Here is a 21,329-nt window from a genome sequence, read left to right as displayed (position 1 = left end):
GCCTTTCAGCCCGTGCCAAGACCGGCAAGGCCATGCTGCCCGCGAGATACGGGACCATGAGGGGGCGCACAGGATGAAGACGCAGGCAGGTACGACGATCAGCGGCAGCGATGGGGAGCGGCCAGCGGCGGGCGCCGCCCCGTCCGTGATCGGACCGCTGGGCCTGCCCATCACCGTGGACGACCTGCCCCCGCCCGACACCCGGCGCTGGGTGATCCGGCGCAAGGCGGAGGTGGTCGCCGCGGTGAATGGCGGTCTGCTGACGATCGAGCAGGTGCTGGACCGCTATGGCCTGACGCTGGAGGAGTTCGCCGGCTGGCAGCGCGGGTTCGACCGGTCGGGAATGCGCGGGCTGCGCGTCACGCAGATCAAGCATTATCGCGATCAATATCAACGACAACTGCGCTATTGAACCAAGCCCGATCCATCGGTCGCCGCCCAGGCACGTCCGGTCGCGGGGAACGCATGGAGCAAGCCCCCGTTTGTCGCCTGTACGAAGCCGCTGCGCAGGTCCGCGCAGGGGAAGAACAAGGAGACAGGGCATGGGTTGGATTGTTGCGATCATTGTAGGCGGTGTTGCGGGCTGGCTGGCCAGCATGGTCATGAACCGTGACGCTTCCATGGGGATCTTCTGGAACATCGTGGTCGGCATCATCGGTGCGTTGATCGGCAATGTGCTGGCCGGCGCGCTGTTCGGCGTGCAGGGCACCATCCAGACCTTCAACATCACCGGTTTCATCATCGCCATCGTCGGCGCCGTGGTGCTGCTGGCGATCGTCAATCTGGTGCAGCGCGGCCGGGTGCGCTGAAGCACCGGCACATCGGCTGACCCGGCCTGCCCAGTGCAGGCCGGATGCTGAAAACAGGGGCGGGGCGCCAGTGGCGACCCCGCCCCTTTTTGTTGCGCGCGCCGTACAGCCTCTGAAACAAGCGTTCGTCGGGCCACATCGGGCCTTGATGGAAGGTGCATTGCTACAAGTTGCGGAGGTGACTACACCGGCGGGCGGACAATGGCCCGTGACGACCCGCATGCCCGGGCCACCGGCAAAGCCGTTGCAAGAGGCTGATGGCGCAGATGAATTACGAACCCAAGCCGCAGGAATTTGGCGCGGCGGCAAATCCGGCGATGTCCGATTCGGATCCCGTCACCCATGGCGGGGAAACCCACGTGACCGTGGCGGAGGATGATGCCGCCCGCAAGCGCACGCGCCGTCGCCTGCTGATCACGGCCGGGGTGATCGTCGCGCTGCTGGGCGGGCTGACCTTTCTGCTGAACCATGGCGGCGCCAACACCGACTTCGCGCCGCAGGACGTGGCGCAGTCCGTCACGGTTATCTCGCCGGGCCGCAGCTCCGTCGCCGGCACCATCACCGCCACCGGCACCATGGCCGCGCGCCGCGCCATGCCGGTCGGCGTGGTGGGCGAAGGCGGCAATGTCGTGTCCATCCCCGTGGAAGCGGGCGACTGGGTGCGGCAGGGGCAGGTGCTGGCGGTGATCGACCGCTCGGTGCAGACCGAACAGGCCCGCAGCCTGCAGGCGCAGGTGGACGTGAACCAGGCCGATCTGGAGCTGGCGCAGGCCAATCTGGAACGCGCCAACCGGCTGGTGGATCGCGGATTCATCAGCCAGGCCAATATCGACCAGCTGACCGCCACGCGCGATGCGGCGCGGGCGCGGGTGCGGGTGGCCCAGGCCCAGTATCGGGAGGCGCAGGCGCGCAATGCCCGGCTGAACATCGTGGCCCCCGCCGCCGGGCTGGTGCTGGAACGCAATGTGGAACTGGGCCAGGTGGTCAGCGGCGGACAGGCCGCCCTGTTCACCATCGCCCGCGGCGGCGAGATGGAACTGCTGGCCCGCGTGGGCGAAGGCGAGCTGGCGCAGATCAGCACCGGCGTCCCGGCGGAGGTCGTGCCGGTGGGCACGGACCGGAGCTTCACCGGCCAGGTCTGGCAGGTTTCGCCGATCATCGACCAGGGCAACCGGCAGGGCACCGCCCGCATCGCCCTCCCCTATGACGAGGCGCTGCGCCCCGGCGGCTTCGCCACGGCGCGGATCAATGCCGGCGCGGTGGTCGCGCCGATGCTGCCCGAAAGCGCGATCCAGACCGCGACGGACGGCACCAGCTTCGTCTATATCGTCGGCCGCGACAACAAGGTTGCCCGACGGCCGGTCCAGCTGGGCCGGGTTGCGCCGGAAGGCATCGCCGTCACGCAAGGGCTGGACGGCAGCGAGCGTATCGTGCTGCGCGCCGGCGGCTTCCTGAACGAAGGCGACACCGTGCGGCCCGTGGCCCAGCGCCCCGCCGCGAGCTGAGGCGAGCACCCATGAACTTCGCCAACATCTCCGCCTGGTCGATCCGCAATCCGCTGGTCCCGATCCTGGCCTTCATCGGTCTGATGCTGGCGGGCATCGTCGCCTTCATGTCCATGGATGTGCAGAACAACCCGGACATCGAGCTGCCGGTGGTGATCAGCGTCATCAGCCAGCCGGGCGCCGCCCCGACGGAGATCGAGAACCAGATCACGCAGCGGGTCGAGGCCGCGATACAGACACTGGAAGGGGTGGAGAACATCTACTCCACCGCGGAGGAAGGCGCCAGCGTCACCTCCATCGAGTTCGCGCTCGGCACCGACATCGCGCAGGCCGTGAACGAGGTGAAGGCCAATATCGACCAGATCCGCGGCGAGCTGCCCGACGGGATCCTGGAACCGCAGATCTACCGCCAGCAGACCAGCAGCGAGCCCATCGTCTTCTTCGGCGTCGCGGCCGACGACATGACGATCGAGCAACTGTCCTGGTTCATCGATGATGTCGTGACCAAGCGGCTGCTGACCGTGCCCGGCCTGGCAGAGGTCAGCCGCAATGGCGGCGTCGACCGGGAAATCCTGGTGATCCTGGATCCGCAGCGGATGCAGGGGCTGGGCGTCACCGCATCGCAGGTCAATGCCGCACTGCGCCAGCTGAACCTCAACGCCGCCGGCGGCCAGGCGGAGATCGCGGGATCGCGCCAGTCGGTGCGCGTGCTGGGCAATGCGCAGGATGTCTACGAACTGTCGCAGACGCAGATCGGGCTGGGCGACGGGCGCACCGTCAAGCTGTCGGACATCGCCCGCGTCAGCGATGCCTATGGCGAGATCAGCAGCCTGGCCAAGATCAACGGCCGGCAGGTCGTGACTTTCGGCATTACCCGCGCCCGCGGCGAATCCGACGTGTCCGTCTATGACGGCGCGGCGGAGGTGCTGAAGGCGCTGCAGACCGAGAATCCCGGTGTGCGTTTCACCCGCCTGTTCACGGAGGTGGACTATACCCGCCAGCAATATGACAGCTCGATCAACGCCATGATCGAAGGCGCGGTGCTGGCGGTGATCGTGGTGCTGATCTTCCTGCGCGACTGGCGCGCGACGGTGATCGCCGCGCTGGCCATCCCGCTTTCGGCCATCCCGACCTTCTGGTTCATGGACATGCTCGGCTTCACGCTGAACAGCCTGTCGCTGCTGGCGCTCGGGCTGGTTGCCGGCGTGCTGGTCGACGACGCGATCGTGGAGATCGAGAACATCGTGCGCCACATGCGCATGGGCAAGAGCGCGTTCCAGGCCAGCATCGACGCGGCGGACGAGATCGGGCTGGCGGTGGTCGCCACCACCATGTCGATCGTCGCCGTGTTCCTGCCGGTCGGGCTGATGCCGGGCATCGCCGGGCAGTTCTTCAAGAATTTCGGCCTGACCGTGGTCGTCTCCGTGCTCATCTCGCTGCTGGTCGCGCGCATGATCACACCCATGATCGCGGCCTATTTCCTGAAGGCGGAAGGCCATGCCGAACATGGCGGCGGCCGGTGGATGGACGTGTACATGCGGGCTCTTGCCTGGTCGATCGATCGCACGAGTGCGGATCGGCGGCTGCGCGCCCTGGGCCCGACGGGCGAGTTCCATCGGCGCTGGTTGCCGATCGCGGCCCTGCTGTTCGGCCTCGTCGGCCTGGCTTTTGTGGTCGGGGCAATGGCGGTGATCGGCGGCGTGGTCGGCGGCGTTCCGGGGCTGGTGGACATGAAGGCGTGGGTCGGCCTGTTCGGCTTTCTGCCGGATTTCCTGGCGCGCGCGGCGGCCTTTGTCGTGCTTATCGCCTGCCTGGGGCTGCTGCTGGCGGCGGCGGGCCTGGCCGGCTGGCTGGCGGCGCGGCTGATGCTGCTGGGCACCAATGTGCTGGCGCGGATGTTCGGCCATGCCTTCCGGGACTGGTATGTTCATCGCCGCGGCCGGTTCGGCGCGCGGATGCTGGATCACCGGGTATGGATGATCGGCACCGGGGCGGCTGCGCTGGTGATGACCGGGCTGCTGGGGATGAACCTGCCCTCGCAATTCTTCCCCAATTCCGACAGCGACTTCTCGCGCATCAGCGTGACGATGGTGCCCGGCACCACCCTGCGCCAGACCGAAGCGGTGATCGACGCGATCGCCAACCGGATGCGGCAGGAGCAGGAAGTGCTGCTGGCGATGGGCATCGTGCGCGAGGGCGAAGGTTCCGTGCGGCTGGTGTTCCGGGAGGACCGGGTGCGCACCAGCCTGGAGTTCGAGCGGGAGCTGGCCCCGGCGTTGCAGGAATTCCCCGATGCGCGCGTGAACTTCCAGGATCCGCAGGGTGGCGGCGGTGGCGGCAGCGGACGGGCGATCAACGTGATGCTGTCCGGCTCCGACACGAAGGTGCTGGAACAGACCGCCACGGTGCTGGCCGGACAGATGCGCGGTGTGCCGGGCGTGATCGCCCCTCGGGTGGAGGCGGACCTGCAGCGGCCCGAGCTGATCATCACCCCGCGGGAAGATCTGGCCGCCAGCCTGGGCGTCACCACCAGCGCGCTGAGCCAGGCCATCCGCATCGCCACGCTGGGCGACATCGACCAGAACGCCGCGCGCTTCAGCCTGTCGGACCGGCAGGTGCCGATCCGCGTGCGGCTGGACGAATCCGACCGGCGCGACATCAGCAACATCCGCAACCTGCCCGTCCCCACCGCCGGCGGCGGATCGGTGCCGCTGGAACGGTTGGCCGACATCTCCTTCGGCGCGGGGCCGACCGCGATCCAGCGCGTGAACCAGGACCGTCGTGTCTTCGTCAGCGCCGACATCGCCCCCGGCTTCGCCAGCGGCGACGTGAAGCCGGCTATCGATCGCCTGCCGATCATGCAGAACCTGCCGACCGGCGTTTCCAACGCGCCCGTCGGGTCCGACGAATGGCAGGCGGACATGATCAACAACTTCGCCATTGCGCTGGTCAGCGGCATCCTGCTGGTCTTCGCGGTGCTGGTGCTGCTGTATCGCCGGCTGGTGTCGCCGCTGGTCAACATGGCCAGCCTCGCGCTGGCGCCGCTGGGCGGCCTGCTGCTGCTGACCGCGATCGGCCAGCCGATGAGCCTGCCGGTGTTCATCGGCATGCTGATGCTGTTCGGCATCGTGGGCAAGAACTCCATCCTGCTGATCGACTTCGCGATCGAGGAGATGGCGGCCGGCGGCGACAAGCAGGCCGCGATCATGGAAGCCGGGCACAAGCGCGCGCAGCCGATCATCATGACCACCGTGGCGATGACCGCGGGCATGATCCCCACTGCCCTGTCGCTGGGTGGCGATGGCGCCTGGCGCGCGCCGATGGGCACGGTGGTGATCGGCGGCCTGCTGCTGTCGACCCTGCTGACGCTGATCATCGTGCCCGCCGGCTTCAGCCTGGCGGACGGGCTGGAGAAGCGGCTGGGGCCATGGATGCGCCACCGTTTCCTGACCTATCGTCCGGGTGACGAAGTGGGCCCAACCGCGGTGGCACAACCTGCCGAGTAATCCGACGCCCGATCGCGCCCGCCGGATGCGCGCCACCGCCACGGCCTTGCTGGTGGCGATGGCGGGCCTGTTCGCGCTCGCCCACGGCATGGAACGGGCGGGCGGCCATCCGGCCTGGGCGTGGGTGGCCGCCTTTGCCGAAGCGGCCATGGTGGGCGGGCTGGCGGACTGGTTTGCCGTGACCGCCCTGTTCCGCCACCCGCTGGGCCTGCCGATCCCGCACACCGCGATCATCCCGCGCAACAAGGATCGCATCGCCGACACGATGGCGGGTTTCCTGCGGGCCAATTTCCTGACCCCCGCGGTGATCGCCCGCCGGCTCCACCACGCCAATCCGGCGCGGATGCTGGGCGAGTTCCTGCAGCGCCCGCAGGCGGAGCGCGGCACCAAGCTGCGCGCCGGCGTCGCCGGGCTGCTGGCGGATGTGCTGGAGTCGCTCGACCCGCAGGCCCTGGGCGAGCAGGTGCGTCACCTGCTGGCGAAGCAGGCGGGCCGGCTGGAGCTGGCGCCGATGATCGGCCACGCATTGTCTGCCATGATCGCCGGGGGGCGCCATCGGCCGCTGATGGACATGCTGATCCGCTGGCTGGGCGGCGTGCTGGAAGGGAACGAGGCGCTGGTGCGTCGCATGGTCAGCGACCGCGCCGGATCGGTCATCCGCTGGACCGGGCTGGACGAGCGGCTGGGCAACAGCGTGGTCGACGGCCTGTACCGGATGCTGGCCGAACTGCTGGTCGATCCCGACCATCCCTTGCGCGCCAAGGTGGATGAAAGCCTGGCCCGGCTGGCGCACGACCTGGTGCACGACCCCGATACCCGCGCCAGGGTGGAGGCAGCCAAGGCGCGCATCCTGGCCAACCCCGCCGCCGCCGAATGGTGGATGGGCGTGTGGGAACGGCTGCGCACCGGCCTGATCGCCGCCGCGCGCGACCCCGCCGGCAGCGGGTTGGGATCGCTCGATGCCAGCCTGGCGGAACTGGGCCGCGGGCTCGGCAGCGATGCCCGCCTGCAGCTGCAGGTCAACCGCTTCGCCCGGCGCACGCTGGTGGGCGTGGCCAGCCGCTATGGCGGGGGCATCGTGGCGCTGGTGTCGGACACGGTGAAGCGGTGGGATGCCAACACCGTAACCGCTCGGATCGAAGGGGCGGTGGGCCGCGACCTGCAGTTCATCCGCATTAACGGGACATTGGTGGGCGGGCTGGTCGGCCTGACGCTGCACGCGATCACCACCGCCCTGTGATCCGGATCGCCACCGAACGGCTGGTGCTGGAGCCGCCGAACCGCAGCGACGTCGCGGCCATGCGGGCGATCACCGACCATGCCGACACCAACCGCCATCTGGGTGGCCCGCAAAGCGAGGCCGAGTTCTTCACCCGCTTCGCCCGCAATGCCGGCAGCTGGACGCTGTATGGCTATGGCGGGTTCATGGTCCGGCTGGCCGCCAGTGGCGAGACGGTGGGGCAGGTCGGCGTGTTCCATGCCTGGCGCGGGCTGGGCGATGATGTGGACGACATGCCCGAGGCGGGCTGGATCCTGCGGCACGACATGGTCGGGCAGGGGCTGGCGCGCGAGGCTGTGACGGCGGCGCTGGACTGGTTCGACACGCACCACGGACCATCCCCCATCGTGGCGCTGATCGCGCCGGACAATGCGCCTTCGCTGGCGTTGGCGGCGCGGCTGGGCTTTGCGCCGGTGCGCGACACACTGCTGGCCGATGCCCCGGTGCGGGTGTTGCGCCGGGAACCGTGCGCTAAGGATGAAGGCGGAACAGGATCGAAGTCGTGAAGAACGACGTCATTGGCTTGCCTGTGGTGTCCAGTGCGGGAAGAAACACCGCTTCATTTGCAAAAAGCTCGCAAGCATCGGTAGTGATCCTGTCGTTTCGGCTACCCGCGATGACCGTGCAATCGCTAGCGGTGCCGGCCTCGTCTACCAGCATGCGCATGTGCAGGTCGGCCTGTTCGTTTCGCATCACTGCTGCAAGAGGGTAGTTCTGCTGGACCTTGGTTACCAGCGCCTCCGCGTTTTGCAGCTTGGGTCGCTGGATCATGGTCTGATGCGCGATCGGGTCCAGTCCCCATTCCGGCAGACGGCTTTGCGAACAGGCGTCCAGCACACCCAGTGCATCCGCCAGCCGGGTGGGCTGAAGCCGCAATGTGTCGATCCCTTGCGACAATTCGATCCGGTCAGCCAGGGCGATGGCTCCCGGTGCGAGCCTGGGAGCGACAGTGCCGTAAGGCGATTGGGGGTCGGGCGCCTCCGCCGTCGACGCGGCGACGTTCTTCTCAGCATCTCCTTCCGGCGGTCTCGTCAGGTAGGCGGAACTGGCGACCAGGACGTCATCGGTTTCGCCGAGCTTGCCTTCCATGAAATCCACCGGGCGCCGCCCCAACGGCCCGTCGCGATCGGCAAAGGCGAGCATGATCGTTCGTTGGTCGAACCGGCGAAGTGGACGGCCGGTCAGGGTGAGCGAGAACTTCTCCCCCGGTGCCCATTGGGTGAGCATCAGCGTGACCCGGTCGCTTCCTTCGCCCAGCTCCCTTACCAGGCGGCAGCTGTCGTCGCCATTATCGACCACCCAGTTGCTGCCGGGCGCATCGGTCAGCACCACTTCGCGGGCGGTGACCGGACTTGGCGACAGGGCCAACGCGGCACAGGCGAGCGGGAGGACGATCTTGCATGTGTGATGCATCTCGGGTGTCGGACTCACGTTATGGCGCTTGATCACGGATCGATCCTGCAGCCCGGTCAAGGCGCCTGCATCCGGAACAGGATGGAGGTGGCGTAGAAGGACTTCATCGGCTTGCCGGCGGCGTCCAGCGCGGGAAGGAACAGGCCCTCTGCCGTGAACTGTTCGCAGGCATTGGTGGTGATGCGGCTGGTCTCGCTGGCGGCGGTGATCGTGCAATCGGTGGCGATGCCGGCCTCGTCCACCAGCATGCGCATGTGCAGGTTGCCCTGTTCCCCGCGCATTCGCGCCGCCAGCGGGTAATAGCGCTGGATTCGCCGCGACAGATCTTCGAAGTTCAGCGGTTCGGGCGCCTGGATCATGGTGGCATGCGCCGCCCGATCCAGCCCCCATTCGGCCAGCCGCTGGCCCGAACAATCATCCAGCACCGCCAGCGCATCGCCCAGCCGGGTGGGTTCCAGCCGCAGCCGGTCGCGCCCCTGCACCAGTTCGATCCGGTCAGCCGCAGCCCGTGCCGCGGGCGGGAGCATCGGCGCCGCGGTGCCATATTCCGGCGGACGGGCGGCCGGGTTCGCCCCGTCCGGCGGGGGCGGCGTGAGATAGACGGAATGGAAGATCAGCGCGGCGGCATTGTCGCCCAGCGTGCCCTTCACCGGCCGTTCCGGGCGCGGCCCCAGCGGGCCGGCAGCATCGCCGAACTGCACCTCCACCGGGCGCCCGTCGTCGAACCGGCGCAAGGGGCGGCCGGCCACCACCATGGAGAAGCTCTTGCCCGGCGACCATTGCGTGATCAGCAGGTTGACGCGGTCGTCCCCTTCGCCGAATTCGCGGATCAGGCGGCAGCTGTTCTCCGCCCCGTCCATCACCCAGTTGCTGCCGGGCGCGCTGGCCAGCGCCAGCTCCGCCGCATGGGCCGGACCGGAAAGTAGGCAGGCCAGCGGGGCGGCGGCGAGCAGGAGCAGGTGGGCAAGCATTGCGTTGTCTCGCACGAGCCGCATCATCACTCTCCGGTTTCCAGAGTATATGTGACGGTTGTGGCCCAGAAGGAGCGGACAGGCGCGCCCGATGCGTCCAGCGCCGGGTTGAACTTGGCGCCGCGGGCAAAGATCCGGCAGGCCGATGCGGGCAGGTCGGAGTTCGTCATGGGCGTGATGGTGCATTCCCCGACCGATCCGTCCGGCTCCACAATCATGCGCACATGGATCGCCCCCTGCCCCCCTTTGTCCAGCAGTGCTTCAGGCCAGTTGTTGTGGATGCGCTCACTGAGCTGCGCCAGGTTGCGGGGCCATGCGATGCGGGTCAGCGTGCGATGTGCCTCGGCATCCAGGCCCCATTCGGTCAGCCGTGCTCTGGAACAGGTATCGAGCACCACCAGTGCCTGAGGCAAACTCGCGGCTTGCAGGCGCAGCGTGTCGTCCCCCTGCACCAGTTGGATCCGGTCGGCGATGGCCATGTCCTGCGCTTCCAGGAAAGGCCACAGGTCGACCGGAGGCGAACCGTCGGCGGAAGAATCGGATTGACGGGTAAGAGTGACAGCGGGGAATATCATGGCCGGGCCACGATCATTCAGCGTGGCCGGATACCCCAGCCGATCTCGCAAGCCTGAGGGGCCGGTTGGCTCGCCAAAGCCGATCTGCGTCATCCGCTGTTCCGCGAATGCAGCCAACGGCTGGCCGGCCAGCAGCATGCTCAGCATCTCCCCTGGCGCCCATTGCTCCAGCTTCAGGAAGACGCGATCTTCCCCCTCCCCGAACTCGCGCGCCAGTCGGCAGCTGTTCAGGCCGTTATCCATGATCCATTTGCTGCCCGATGCCTGGGCCAGCACCAGTTCCGTCGCGGCGGCCGGACCGGACATATGGGCAGCGGCGAGTGCACCTGCGGCGAGGAGTGTGCGGAACCTGCCGGTGTGATGCATCTACCATTTCCCCCCTCGTGCCCTGCCCGCGAATGTGCCAGCGCAGGCAGGAGGTTGGCAAGGCGGGATCGCAGCAGTGGGCGAATCCGCCGTGAAGGTTAGTGGTTGTTCGCGGCCCTGCCCCACCCCTATAGCCCGCCCCAATCTGCCAGTGGGCAACATGGGGAATGCGCGCGCAATGAAGATCGCGGTGTTTGGTCTGGGTTATGTGGGGCTGTCGAACGCGGTGCTGCTGGCGCAGCACAATGAGGTGGTCGCGGTCGACCTGGTGGCGGATCGGGTGGACATGCTCAACCGGCGGCAATCGCCGATCGTCGACCCTGAACTGCAGGACTTCCTGGCCAACCGCCCGCTGGACCTGACCGCCACGCTGGACGCGGGTGCGGCGCTGGCGGGGGCCGATTACGTGATCGTGGCGACGCCCACGGATTACGACGTGGCGACCAACAAGTTCAACACCGCCAGCGTGGAGGCGGTGATCCGGCAGGCGGCCGCCGCCAATCCCGATGCCACCATCGTGGTCAAGTCGACCATCCCCGTCGGCTTCGTGGACGATGTGCGCGCGCGGCTGCACACCGAACAGGTGATCTTCAGCCCGGAATTCCTGCGCGAAGGGCGCGCGCTGCACGACAATCTGCATCCCAGCCGGATCATCGTGGGCGAACGGTCCGAACGGGCGCGCATCTTTGCCGAATTGCTGCGGCAGGGTGCACAGAAGCAGGATGTCGAGATCCTGTTCACCGACAGCCGGGAGGCCGAGGCGATCAAGCTGTTCGCCAACACCTACCTCGCCATGCGGGTGGCGTTCTTCAACGAGCTGGACAGCTACGCCATCGCCGGCGGCATGGACACGCGACAGATCATCGAAGGGGTCGGCCTCGACCCCCGGATCGGCACCCACTACAACAATCCCAGCTTCGGCTATGGCGGGTACTGCCTGCCCAAGGACACCAAGCAGCTGCTGGCCAACTATTCGGACGTGCCGCAGAACCTGATCCGCGCGATCGTGGATGCGAACAGCACGCGCAAGGATTTCCTGGCCGAACAGATCATCGCGCGGGCGCCGCGCCGCGTGGGTGTCTATCGCCTGGTGATGAAGGCGGATTCGGACAATTTCCGCCAGTCATCGGTGCAGGGCATCATGAAGCGGATCAAGGCCAAGGGGATCGAGGTGGTGATCTTCGAACCGGCCATGGAGGACGCGCTGTTCTTCGGCTCGCGGATCGAGCGCGACCTGGCAACCTTCAAGGCGGATTGCGACGTGATCATCGCCAACCGGCTGAGCCCCGAGATCCGCGATGTGGCGGACAAGGTCTTCACCCGCGACCTGTTCGGCGCGGACTGAGGCGGAGCCCTCCCCTGCGTGGGGAGGGCTCCGTCCTTACAGCTTCGACGTCAGTTCCGGCACCGCTTCGAAGATGTCCGCCACCAGGCCGACATCGGCCACCTGGAAGATCGGCGCGTCCGGATCCTTGTTGATGGCGATGATGATCTTGGAATCCTTCATGCCGGCCAGGTGCTGGATCGCGCCGGAGATGCCGACCGCGATGTAGACCTCCGGGGCGACGATCTTGCCGGTCTGGCCGACCTGGTGATCATTGCCGATATAGCCCGCGTCCACGGCGGCGCGGCTGGCGCCGATGGCGGCGTGCAGCTTGTCCGCCAGTGGCGTGATGATCGCCTCGAACGTTTCCGCATCCTTCAGCGCGCGGCCGCCCGACACGACCACGCCCGCACTGGTCAGTTCGGGCCGGTCGCTGGCGCTGTCCTCGCACCCGACGAAGCGCGACAGGCCGGCATCGCCCGACCCGCCGACCGGTTCCACGGGCGCGCTGCCGCCGGCAGCCTCCGCCTTGGCGAAGCTGGTGCCGCGCACGGTCAGGACCAGCTTGGCCTCCGCGCTTTCCACCGTGGCGATGGCGTTGCCGGCATAGATCGGGCGGGTGAAGGTGCGTTCGCCTTCGATCGACAGCACGTCCGACACCTGCATCACGTCCAGCAAGGCGGCAACGCGCGGGGCGATGTTCTTGCCGTTGGAGGTGGCCGGGCACAGCAGCGCATCGTGGCTGTCCATCAGCGGCACGATCAGCGCGGCGACGTTCTCCGCCAGCATCTGCCCGTAAGCCGCATCGTCGGCCAGCAGCACCCTGGCGACACCGGCGACCTGGGCCGCGGCATCGGCGGCCTGCTGCGCCTCTGCGCCGGAGCCGGCGACCAGCACGGTGACATCGCCGCCCAGCTGCGTGGCGGCGGTGATGGTGGAAAGGGTGGAATCCTTCAGCGCGCCACCGCCATGTTCGGCGAGAACCAGGGCCTTCATGCGACCACTCCCATATCCTTGATCTTCGCGACCAGCTCGTCGACCGAACCGACCAGCACGCCGGCGGCGCGCCCGGCAGGCTCGCTGACCTTCAGCACCTTCAGCCGCGGGGTCACGTCAACGCCGAAATCCTCCGGCGTCTTCGTGTCGATCGGCTTCTTCTTCGCCTTCATGATGTTGGGCAGGCTGGCATAGCGCGGCTCGTTCAGGCGCAGGTCGGCGGTGACGATCGCCGGCATGGTCAGGGCGATCGTTTCCAGCCCGCCATCGACCTCGCGCGTGACGTTCACGCTGTCGCCGGCGATCTCCACCTTGCTGGCGAAGGTGCCCTGCGGACGGCCGGTGAGAGCGGCGAGCATCTGGCCGGTCTGGTTGCAATCATCGTCGATCGCCTGCTTGCCCAGGATCACCAGGCCGGGCTGTTCGGCCTCGAACACCGCCTTCAGGATCTTGGCAACGGCGAGCGGTTCGACCGTCTCCTCCGTCTGCACCAGCACCGCGCGATCGGCGCCCATCGCCATGGCGGATCGCAGCGTGTCGGCCGCCTTGGCCGGGCCGACGGAGACGACCACGATCTCCTCCGCCTGGCCGGCTTCCTTGAGCCGGACGGCCTGTTCGACGGCGATCTCGTCGAACGGGTTCATGCTCATCTTCACATTGGCCAGGTCCACGCCGCTGCCATCGGCCTTCACGCGGGGGCGAACATTGTAGTCGATCACCCGCTTCACGGGGACGAGGATCTTCATCGCGGGCATCCTTTTGCACCTGTCGCTCTGGGCTGTCTTTGCGAGCCGCTGTCAGGCGGTACGCCTTCGCCAAGGGGCAGCCTTGCGTCAAGACTGTGGCAGGTGGAATGCCTGTGGGGGCGATTAGTTCTGCTTGGCCCGCAACGCAAAAGGGGCGCCGTTGCGGGCGCCCCTTCCAGGTATCGGCAGCAGGTGGCCCGATCAGGCGGCCTGCTTGACCTCCGCCACGATCTTGCGGGCGGCGTCGCCCAGATCGTCGGCCGGGACGATCGCCAGGCCGCTATTGGCCAGGATTTCCTTGCCCTTCTCCACGTTGGTGCCTTCCAGGCGGACCACCAGCGGCACGGACAGGTTCACTTCCTTCGCCGCGGCGACGATGCCTTCGGCGATGATGTCACACTTCATGATGCCCCCGAAGATGTTGACCAGGATGCCCTTCACCGCCGGATCGGCCAGGATGATCTTGAACGCCGCGGTCACCTTCTCCTTGTTGGCGCCGCCGCCGACATCCAGGAAGTTGGCCGGGAACATGCCGTTCAGCTTGATGATGTCCATCGTCGCCATCGCCAGGCCGGCGCCGTTGACCATGCAGCCGATGTCGCCATCCAGCTTGATATAGGCGAGGTCGTACTTCGAAGCCTCGACCTCCATCGGGTCCTCCTCCGTCTCGTCGCGCAGGGCGGCGACGTCGGGGTGGCGGTACAGGGCGTTGGAATCGAAGCTCATCTTGGTGTCGAGCACCAGCAGCTCGCCGTCCTTCGTCTCGACCAGCGGGTTGATCTCCAGCATGTCGCAATCGAGCGCGGTGAAGGCGTCGTACAGCTGCTTGGACAGCTTCTGCGCGGCCTTGGCCAGGCCACCTTCCAGCTTCAGCGCGAAGGCCACGGCGCGACCGTGATGCGGCTGGAAGCCCGATGCCGGGTCGATGGTGATGGTGGTGATCAGCTCGGGCGTGTCATGCGCCACGGTCTCGATATCCATGCCGCCTTCGGTGGAGACCACCATGGCGACGCGGCCGGACGCGCGGTCCACCAGCATCGACAGGTAATATTCCTTGGCGATGTCCACGCCATCGGTGACATACAGGCGGTTGACCTGCTTGCCGGCATCGCCGGTCTGCACGGTGACCAGCGTGTTGCCCAGCATGTCGGTCGCGTCGCGCTGCACGTCCTCGATGCTCTTGGCCAGGCGCACGCCACCCTTGGCCTCTTCGCCCAGTTCCTTGAACTTGCCCTTGCCGCGGCCGCCGGCATGGATCTGCGCCTTCACGACATAGAGCGGGCCGGGCAGCGACTTGGCGCCGGCGACGGCTTCCTCCACGCTCATGGCGGGCACGCCCTTGGGGATGCCGATGCCGTACTTGGCGAGGAGTTCCTTGGCCTGGTATTCGTGGAGGTTCATGCTGGCGGACCTTCTCTTGCAGGAATGAGGTTTGCGGCCGCGCATAAGGAAGGGGGCCGCGGGTTGCAAACGCTAACCGCCCACTCCATTGCTGCATCGCACCCATGATCGATCGCGCACGTCTGGAAGCCATCTGCAGCCAAGCCGGGGCCATGGCCATGAACCTGTGGCCGGGCGGCGGCCATGCGCTGCGCCACTGGAGCAAGGGCGCGGCCGGGCCGGTGAGCGATGCCGACCTGATGGTGGACGCATTCCTGAAGCGCGAACTGACCGCCCTGCTGCCCGCCGCCGGGTGGCTGAGCGAGGAAACGGTCGACGCGCCCGACCGGCTGCAACGCGACCTGGTGTGGCTGGTCGACCCGATCGACGGCACGCGCGACTTCATCCGCGGGCGGCCCGGCTGGTGCGTATCGGTCGCGCTGGTCAGCGCCGGGCGGCCGCTGATGGCGACGCTGGTTGCCCCGGCCCGCCACGAAGTATGGAGCGCGACGGCGGGCGCTGGCGCGTTCCTGAACGGCGAACGGCTGACGGCGAGCACGCGCACGGAGCTGCCCGGCGCGCGCATCCCGGCCGATTCGCTGCCGCGCAGCGACGCCGACCTGGTGGCCGTGGCCAAGCCCAATTCCATTGCGCTGCGCATCGCCATGGTGGCGGATGACCGGGCGGACCTGCTGGTGACACAGCGCTGGGGCCATGAATGGGACATCGCCGCCGCCATCCTGATCGCGCGGGAGGCGGGCGCGGCGGTCAGCGATGCGAACGGCGCGACGATCACCTTCAACAAGCGCGTGCCGCAGGATTGGGGCGTGCTGGCCTGCGCGCCGGCGCTGCACCGTGCGGCGGTGGCGCGCTGGGGTGGCGCAATCTCCTAGCTTCGCCCTTGCGACCTGGATCGCCGCGCTTCGCTCGCGATGACGAACGGAGGGTTGAAATTGCAGTGCGGCCCCTGCGCGGCTAAGGCGCGGGCAGCATGACCGAACCGCGCGACTATCGAGACACCGTCTTCCTGCCCAAGACCGCCTTCCCCATGAAGGCCGGCCTGCCGCAGAAGGAACCGGAAATCCTGGCCCGCTGGCAGGCGGCGGACCTGCACGGCCAGTTGCGCGCCGCGCGCGACGGTGCCGAGAAGTTCATCCTCCACGATGGCCCACCTTACGCCAATGGCGACATGCATATCGGCCATGCGCTGAACCATGTGCTGAAGGACATGGTGATCCGCACCCAGACGCTGCTGGGCAAGGATGCGCCCTATGTGCCCGGCTGGGACTGCCACGGCCTGCCCATCGAGTGGAAGGTGGAGGAGCAGTACCGCAAGAAGAAGCTGAACAAGGACGAGGTCCCGGCGGACGAGTTCCGCGCCGAGTGCCGCGCCTATGCCGCCCAATGGGTGGACGTGCAGCGCGAGCAGCTGAAGCGGCTGGGCGGGATGGGCGACTGGGACCATCCCTACCTGACGATGGACTACGCCGCGGAGGCGACCATCGTGCGCGAGCTGCTGAAGTTCGCCGAAAGCGGGTTGCTGTATCGCGGGGCCAAGCCGGTGATGTGGTCCCCGGTGGAGAAGACCGCCCTGGCCGAGGCTGAGGTGGAGTATGAGGACATCACCTCCACCCAGATCGACGTGGCGTTCGAGATCGTCGAGTCGCCGGTGGCGGAGCTGGTCGGCGCGTATGCGGTGATCTGGACCACGACGCCGTGGACGATCCCGGTGAACCAGGCTTTGGCTTATGGGCCGGAGGTTGAGTATGTTGTCGCGCAGGTCGTCGTCGGGGCTTCCGTGGACGGAAACGCTTCGGTTGATGAGGCACTGGAGAGCCACCCTCTTCGTCATCTCGCGGGTAAGCACATCCTCGTCGCTCAACCCCTGCTTGCAGCGGTTGAAAAGCGCATCGACCAGAGTTTCGGAGATAGTTGGCGTGCAGCGCTTACACCGAAGCAGACCATCCTAGGCTCCGACCTCGCCGGCACCAAGGTCCGCCACCCGATGCACCATCTCGGCGGCTTCTTCGCGGACCTGCGCCCGATGCTGCCCGGCGGCTTCGTCACCACCGACAGCGGCACCGGCCTCGTCCACATGGCACCCGACCATGGCGAGGACGATTTCGAGCTGTGCCGCGAATATGGCATCGGTCCCAAGTTCGTGGTGGAGGCTGATGGCCGCTACCGCGCGGACTGGCCGTGGCTGGGCGGGGCGGCTTCGGTCATCAACCCCAAGTTCAACGCGCCGGAAGGGCCGATCTGCACCGCTCTGCAAGAAGCCGGCGGGCTGCTGGCGGCCTCTGCCGACTACCGCCATTCCTACCCGCATAGCTGGCGGTCCAAGGCCAAGCTGATCTTCCGCTGCACGCCGCAATGGTTCGTGCCGATGGATCAGGCGATGCAGCCCTTCGACTTCCCCGTCGCGCCGCTGGGCGGGATCGGCGGCGCAGTGGCGCTGGGCACCGAAGCGCATCCGCAGGCCACCTTGCGCGAAACGGCCGTGAAGGCGATCGCCGATACGCGCTGGGTGCCGGAAAAGGGCCGCAACCGCATCGGCAGCATGGTGGAAGGGCGGCCCGACTGGGTGCTCAGCCGCCAGCGCGCTTGGGGCGTGCCGATCACGCTGTATGTCCATCGCGGCACCGGCGAGTACCTGGCCGATCCGATCGTCAATCAGCGCATCGTGGATGCGGTGCGCGAAGGCGGCGTGGATGCCTGGTATGCAGGCGACTTCCTGACGGATGAATACGCGGCGGACGATTACGAGAAGATCACCGACATCCTGGATGTGTGGTTCGATTCGGGCTGCACCCATGCCTTCGTGCTGGAGTCCGGGCGCTGGCCGGCGCTGCAATGGCCGGCCGACCTGTATCTGGAAGGGTCCGACCAGCATCGTGGCTGGTTCCAGTCCTCCTTGCTGGAAAGCTGCGCCACGCGCGGCCGGGCGCCGTACAATGCGGTGCTGACTCATGGCTTCACCATGGACGGCAAGGGCGAGAAGATGTCCAAATCCAAGGGCAACACGATCAGCCCGCTGGACCTGATGCGTGATTACGGTGCGGACATCATCCGCCTTTGGGCGCTGAGCGTCGACTATACCGAGGATCACCGCATCGGCGACGAGATCCTGAAGGGCGTGGCCGATGGCTATCGCAAGCTGCGCAACACGGTCCGCTACCTGCTGGGCGCCTTGGAAGGCTACAGCGAGGCCGAGGCGCTGCCGGTGGCCGAGATGCCGGAGCTGGAACGCTACATGCTGGCGCGGCTGGGCGTGCTGGATGCGACCTTGCGCGGGGCGGTCGATGCGTTCGACTTCAATACCTATGTCCGCAGCGTGGGCGAGTTCTGCAACGAGGAACTCAGCGCCTTCTACTTCGATATCCGCAAGGACAGCCTGTATTGCGACGCACCGGCTGACCTGCGCCGGCGGGCCTGCCGGACGGTGATGGACACTTTGTTCCATGCGCTGGTCCGCTACCTCGCGCCGGTGCTGGTGTTCACCGCCGAAGAGGCCTGGGGCACGCGTTACCCGGATGCGGGCAGCGTGCATCTGCTGGAATGGCCGGAAGTGCCGGTGGCCGAGGCGGACGAGGCGCGCTGGGCGCAGCTGCGCGCCTTGCGCGAGCAGGTGCTGGAAGCGATCGAGCCGCTGCGGCGCGAGAAGGTGGTCCGTTCCAGCCTGGAGGCGGAGGTCGGCGTGCCGGCCGCTGCGGTGCCCGCGGATGTCAGCGATGCGCTGCTGGCGGAGCTGTTCATCACCGGCGCGGTGACGCGCCACGATGGTGACGGCGTGCTGGTGGCCAAGGCGGACGATGCCAAGTGCGGCCGCTGCTGGCGGCTGCTGCCCGAAGTGCCGGAGGATGGCGCGCTGTGCGACCGCTGCGCCGAGGCGGTGCCGCAGGTGGAGGCCGCGCGATGACCCGCCCGACAAGGAACCGGGTCCTGGGCCTCGCCCTCGCGGTGCTGGTCTTCGTGGCGGACCAGTTCACCAAATGGCTGATGATCGAACCGCTGCAGCTGCAGCAGCGGGGGCACATCGACCTGCTGCCCTTCTTCGACCTGACCTGGACGGAGAACCGGGGCATCTCGCTCGGCCTGTTCAGCGCGAACACCGATCAGGCGCGCTGGATGCTGCTGGCGGTGACCGGGCTGATCGCGGCGGTCATCGTGGTGTGGATGATGCGCGAGAAGCTGCTGGGCGACATCGCCGCCCTGGCGCTGGTGCTGGGCGGCGCTGTGGGCAATATCCGCGACCGGTTCCTGTATGGCTATGTCGTCGATTTCGCCGATTTCCAGGTCTGGGGCTATCGCCCGTTCCTGATCTTCAACCTGGCCGATGCGGCAATCACCATCGGCGTCCTCATCCTTCTGGTCCGTGCATTGTTCATGCGCGAGACACGCGAGCCCCGCCACGGCGCGGGGGGAGCGGACACTTCCGCGGAGACTCTCTGATGCGCGTTTGCCTGACCCTTCCTCTGATCCTTGGCGCGGCACTGGCCGGATGCGGCGGCGGCAATGCCGGCCTGCTGGACCGGGAGCGGCCGGACGAGTTCGCCGTGCAGCGGCAGGCGCCGCTGATCGTGCCGCCCGATTTCCAGCTGGTTCCTCCGGGCCCCGGCGCCCCGCGTCCGGGCGAAGGCGCGACGGAGCAGGCGATGGCCGCCCTGTTCGGCGGACCGGCGCAGCGCAGCGGCGTGGAATATCGCGCCGTGCAGGCGGCGGGCGAGGCGGATCCGGGTATCCGGTCCAGTGTGGGCGATACCGCGACCAACACCGTGAACAAGGGCGCCGCGACCCAGTCCATCCTGGCCGCGCCGGAAGGTGACGGGCAGGATGCCAGCGCCGCCATCCCGGCCGCGCCCACTGCTGCCCCTGTCGAGCCTGACGAGGATTGATGCCGCGCCCGCGCGGCTCAGGCCGCGCGGGCCTTTTCGGGCCGGGTCAGTGCCCCGCCCTCATGCCTCCGCCCTCATGCCTCCGCCACGTCCACCTTGCTGACCAGCAGCTTGTCGATCCGGCGGCCATCCATGTCGACCACCTCGAACCGCCAGCCCTGGTCCTCGCACGCCTCGCCTTCCACCGGCAGGCGTTTCAGCAGCCACAGGATGTAGCCGGCCGCCGTGCCGAATTCGCGGTCGTCCGACAGTTCGATGCCCAGCCGCTCGGCCAGCGCATCGGCCGACATCGATCCCGCCACCAGCAGCGATCCGTCCGCCCGCTCCGTCAGCAGCGGCTGGTCGCCTTCGTCCTGGTGGCTGGCGAAGCCGCCGGCCATGGCGCTGAGCAGGTCGGCCGGGGTGACGATGCCTTCGAAATGGCCGTATTCGTCATGCACCAGCACCATGCCGGTGCCGCTGGCCTGCAGCACGGTCAGCGCATCCATCGCGTCCAGCTGGTCGGGCACGACCTCCGCCTTGCGCATGGCCTGGTCCAGCCGCACGGCTTCGCCCGCCAGCAGCAGGGCCAGAACTTCGCGCACCTTGACCACGCCCACCACCTTGTCGGGCGTCCCGTCCGCCACCGGCAGGCGCGAATGGGGGCTGGCATCGATGGTGGCGCGGATGCCGGCTTCGTCGGCGTTGAGGTCGATCCAGTCGAGCTCCGTGCGCGGGGTCATCAACTCGCGCACGGGGCGTTCGTTCAGCCGCATCACGCCAGACAGGATGGTGCGTTCCTGTTCCCCGATCACGCCCGAATGGCGGGCGTCGGCAAACATCATCTGCAGCTCTTCCGCGGTCAGCGCGGATTCGCCGGAGGCGCGCATGCCGAGGAGGCGCAGCAGGATGGAGGACGACTTGTCGAGCAGCCACACGAACGGCGCGGCAACCCGGGCCAGCAGCGCCATCGGCCTGGCCATCAGCATGGCGACCGGCACCGAAGCGCGCAGGGCGAACTGCTTGGGCACCAGTTCGCCGATGATCAGGCTGAGATAGGTGGTGACCGCGATCACCAGCGCGAAGCCGGCATTGTCCGCCATGTCGGCCGGGACGCCCAGCAGCTCCAGCCGCTCGCCCACCGGGCCGCCCAGCGCCGCGCCGGAGATCGCGCCGTTGACGATGCCCACCAGCGTGATGCCGATCTGCACGGTGGACAGGAACTTGCCCGGATCGGCCGCCAGCTCCAGCGCGGTGCGGGCCGCGCTGCTGCCGCGATCGGCCGCCATGCGCAGCTGTGCCGGCCTTGCCGATACGATCGCCAGCTCGCTCATGGCAAAGATGCCGTTCAGCAGGATCAGCGCGGCGAGGAGGGCGAGGTCGGACCAGGGGAAGGGAGACATTGCGCCTCCTGCGCTAGCAGATCGTGTAGGCGAGTCGAGACTCGTGCGTCCGGTATCCGCCGGAACGGGGTGCAGCAATGTTTGTTCACATAAGCGCAGGGCCGCGCATGGCATCAACCATGCCGGCACCACACAGGACAAGGATGCACCCTTACATGATCAACTCAGAACAGCCCCCGCGC

General features: G+C 67.7%; 18 protein-coding genes. 11 read left to right on the top strand and 7 right to left on the bottom strand.

The window, feature by feature from the left end; translation table 11 throughout:
* The first annotated feature begins 73 nt into the window (after positions 1-73).
* From sciP to D5S08_RS04840, 6 genes are all read left to right on the top strand, one after another.
* The gene (gene sciP, locus D5S08_RS04865; RefSeq protein ID WP_121116065.1) at positions 74-412 is read left to right on the top strand and encodes a CtrA inhibitor SciP; all 339 of its coding nucleotides are present in this window, start codon (positions 74-76) and stop codon (positions 410-412) included.
* A 130-nt stretch (positions 413-542) separates the two neighbouring features.
* Positions 543-809: a GlsB/YeaQ/YmgE family stress response membrane protein gene (locus D5S08_RS04860; protein WP_121116063.1), complete on the top strand. Its 267-nt coding sequence runs from the start codon at positions 543-545 to the stop codon at positions 807-809.
* Positions 810-1,075: 266 nt separating this feature from the next.
* Positions 1,076-2,314 carry an efflux RND transporter periplasmic adaptor subunit gene (locus D5S08_RS04855; protein ID WP_421757448.1) on the top strand — a complete coding sequence of 413 codons (1,239 nt, stop codon included), beginning with the start codon at positions 1,076-1,078 and terminating at the stop codon, positions 2,312-2,314.
* A gap of 11 nt (positions 2,315-2,325) precedes the next feature.
* Positions 2,326-5,820 (top strand): efflux RND transporter permease subunit, encoded by a 3,495-nt coding sequence (locus D5S08_RS04850; RefSeq protein WP_121116061.1) that lies wholly within the window; start codon positions 2,326-2,328, stop codon positions 5,818-5,820.
* A gap of 25 nt (positions 5,821-5,845) precedes the next feature.
* Positions 5,846-7,060, top strand: coding sequence for a DUF445 domain-containing protein (locus D5S08_RS04845; protein WP_121116059.1), 1,215 nt, complete (start codon positions 5,846-5,848; stop codon positions 7,058-7,060).
* Positions 7,057-7,605, top strand: coding sequence for a GNAT family N-acetyltransferase (locus tag D5S08_RS04840; RefSeq protein WP_241557236.1), 549 nt, complete (start codon positions 7,057-7,059; stop codon positions 7,603-7,605). The genes D5S08_RS04845 and D5S08_RS04840 overlap by 4 nt, the downstream gene beginning before the upstream one ends.
* On the opposite strand, the gene D5S08_RS04835 is transcribed toward D5S08_RS04840, so the two are convergent.
* Genes D5S08_RS04835 through D5S08_RS04825 form a run of 3 tightly spaced genes read right to left on the bottom strand, consistent with a single transcriptional unit; the run spans position 7,571 to position 10,424 of the window.
* On the bottom strand, positions 7,571-8,548 hold the full coding sequence (locus D5S08_RS04835) for an energy transducer TonB (protein WP_126665493.1): 978 nt from the start codon (positions 8,546-8,548) through the stop codon (positions 7,571-7,573). The two genes, D5S08_RS04840 and D5S08_RS04835, sit on opposite strands and share 35 nt — an antisense overlap.
* Positions 8,549-8,568: 20 nt before the next feature.
* Positions 8,569-9,483, bottom strand: a complete 915-nt coding sequence (locus D5S08_RS04830) for an energy transducer TonB (protein ID WP_162301926.1) — start codon at positions 9,481-9,483, stop codon at positions 8,569-8,571.
* 26 nt (positions 9,484-9,509) lie between these two features.
* A complete protein-coding gene (locus D5S08_RS04825; protein WP_121116053.1) occupies positions 9,510-10,424 on the bottom strand; it encodes an energy transducer TonB in 915 nt (304 codons plus the stop codon).
* Between the two features lie 178 nt (positions 10,425-10,602).
* Here D5S08_RS04825 and D5S08_RS04820 point away from each other — a divergent pair, with 178 nt between their 5' ends.
* The gene (locus tag D5S08_RS04820; RefSeq protein ID WP_121116051.1) at positions 10,603-11,769 is read left to right on the top strand and encodes a nucleotide sugar dehydrogenase; all 1,167 of its coding nucleotides are present in this window, start codon (positions 10,603-10,605) and stop codon (positions 11,767-11,769) included.
* A gap of 36 nt (positions 11,770-11,805) precedes the next feature.
* On the opposite strand, the gene D5S08_RS04815 is transcribed toward D5S08_RS04820, so the two are convergent.
* The 3 genes from D5S08_RS04815 to sucC all read right to left on the bottom strand — a co-directional run bounded on the left by D5S08_RS04815 (position 11,806) and on the right by sucC (position 14,891).
* Positions 11,806-12,744: an electron transfer flavoprotein subunit alpha/FixB family protein gene (locus D5S08_RS04815; protein WP_121116049.1), complete on the bottom strand. Its 939-nt coding sequence runs from the start codon at positions 12,742-12,744 to the stop codon at positions 11,806-11,808.
* Positions 12,741-13,490, bottom strand: a complete 750-nt coding sequence (locus tag D5S08_RS04810) for an electron transfer flavoprotein subunit beta/FixA family protein (protein WP_121116047.1) — start codon at positions 13,488-13,490, stop codon at positions 12,741-12,743. Before D5S08_RS04810 ends, D5S08_RS04815 begins: the two co-directional genes overlap by 4 nt.
* A gap of 201 nt (positions 13,491-13,691) precedes the next feature.
* Positions 13,692-14,891: an ADP-forming succinate--CoA ligase subunit beta gene (gene sucC, locus D5S08_RS04805; protein WP_121116045.1), complete on the bottom strand. Its 1,200-nt coding sequence runs from the start codon at positions 14,889-14,891 to the stop codon at positions 13,692-13,694.
* Between the two features lie 104 nt (positions 14,892-14,995).
* On the opposite strand from sucC, the gene D5S08_RS04800 reads away from it, so the two are divergent.
* The 4 genes from D5S08_RS04800 (at position 14,996) to D5S08_RS04785 (ending at position 19,765) form a co-directional block, all read left to right on the top strand.
* Positions 14,996-15,763 (top strand): 3'(2'),5'-bisphosphate nucleotidase CysQ, encoded by a 768-nt coding sequence (locus D5S08_RS04800; protein ID WP_121116043.1) that lies wholly within the window; start codon positions 14,996-14,998, stop codon positions 15,761-15,763.
* A gap of 98 nt (positions 15,764-15,861) precedes the next feature.
* Complete coding sequence (gene ileS / locus D5S08_RS04795) at positions 15,862-18,789, top strand: isoleucine--tRNA ligase (protein WP_121116041.1); 2,928 nt, start codon at positions 15,862-15,864, stop codon at positions 18,787-18,789.
* Positions 18,786-19,322, top strand: coding sequence for a signal peptidase II (lspA, locus tag D5S08_RS04790; protein ID WP_121116272.1), 537 nt, complete (start codon positions 18,786-18,788; stop codon positions 19,320-19,322). The genes ileS and lspA overlap by 4 nt, the downstream gene beginning before the upstream one ends.
* Positions 19,322-19,765, top strand: coding sequence for a DUF3035 domain-containing protein (locus D5S08_RS04785; protein WP_121116039.1), 444 nt, complete (start codon positions 19,322-19,324; stop codon positions 19,763-19,765). Before lspA ends, D5S08_RS04785 begins: the two co-directional genes overlap by 1 nt.
* 74 nt (positions 19,766-19,839) lie before the next feature.
* Here the strand turns inward: D5S08_RS04785 and D5S08_RS04780 are convergent, their stop codons facing one another.
* A complete protein-coding gene (locus tag D5S08_RS04780; protein ID WP_121116037.1) occupies positions 19,840-21,147 on the bottom strand; it encodes a hemolysin family protein in 1,308 nt (435 codons plus the stop codon).
* Positions 21,148-21,329 lie beyond the last annotated feature (182 nt).

This window comes from Croceibacterium ferulae, assembly GCF_003660445.1.
Taxonomy (GTDB): domain Bacteria; phylum Pseudomonadota; class Alphaproteobacteria; order Sphingomonadales; family Sphingomonadaceae; genus Croceibacterium; species Croceibacterium ferulae.
This window is presented reverse-complemented; position numbering and strand designations above follow the sequence as displayed.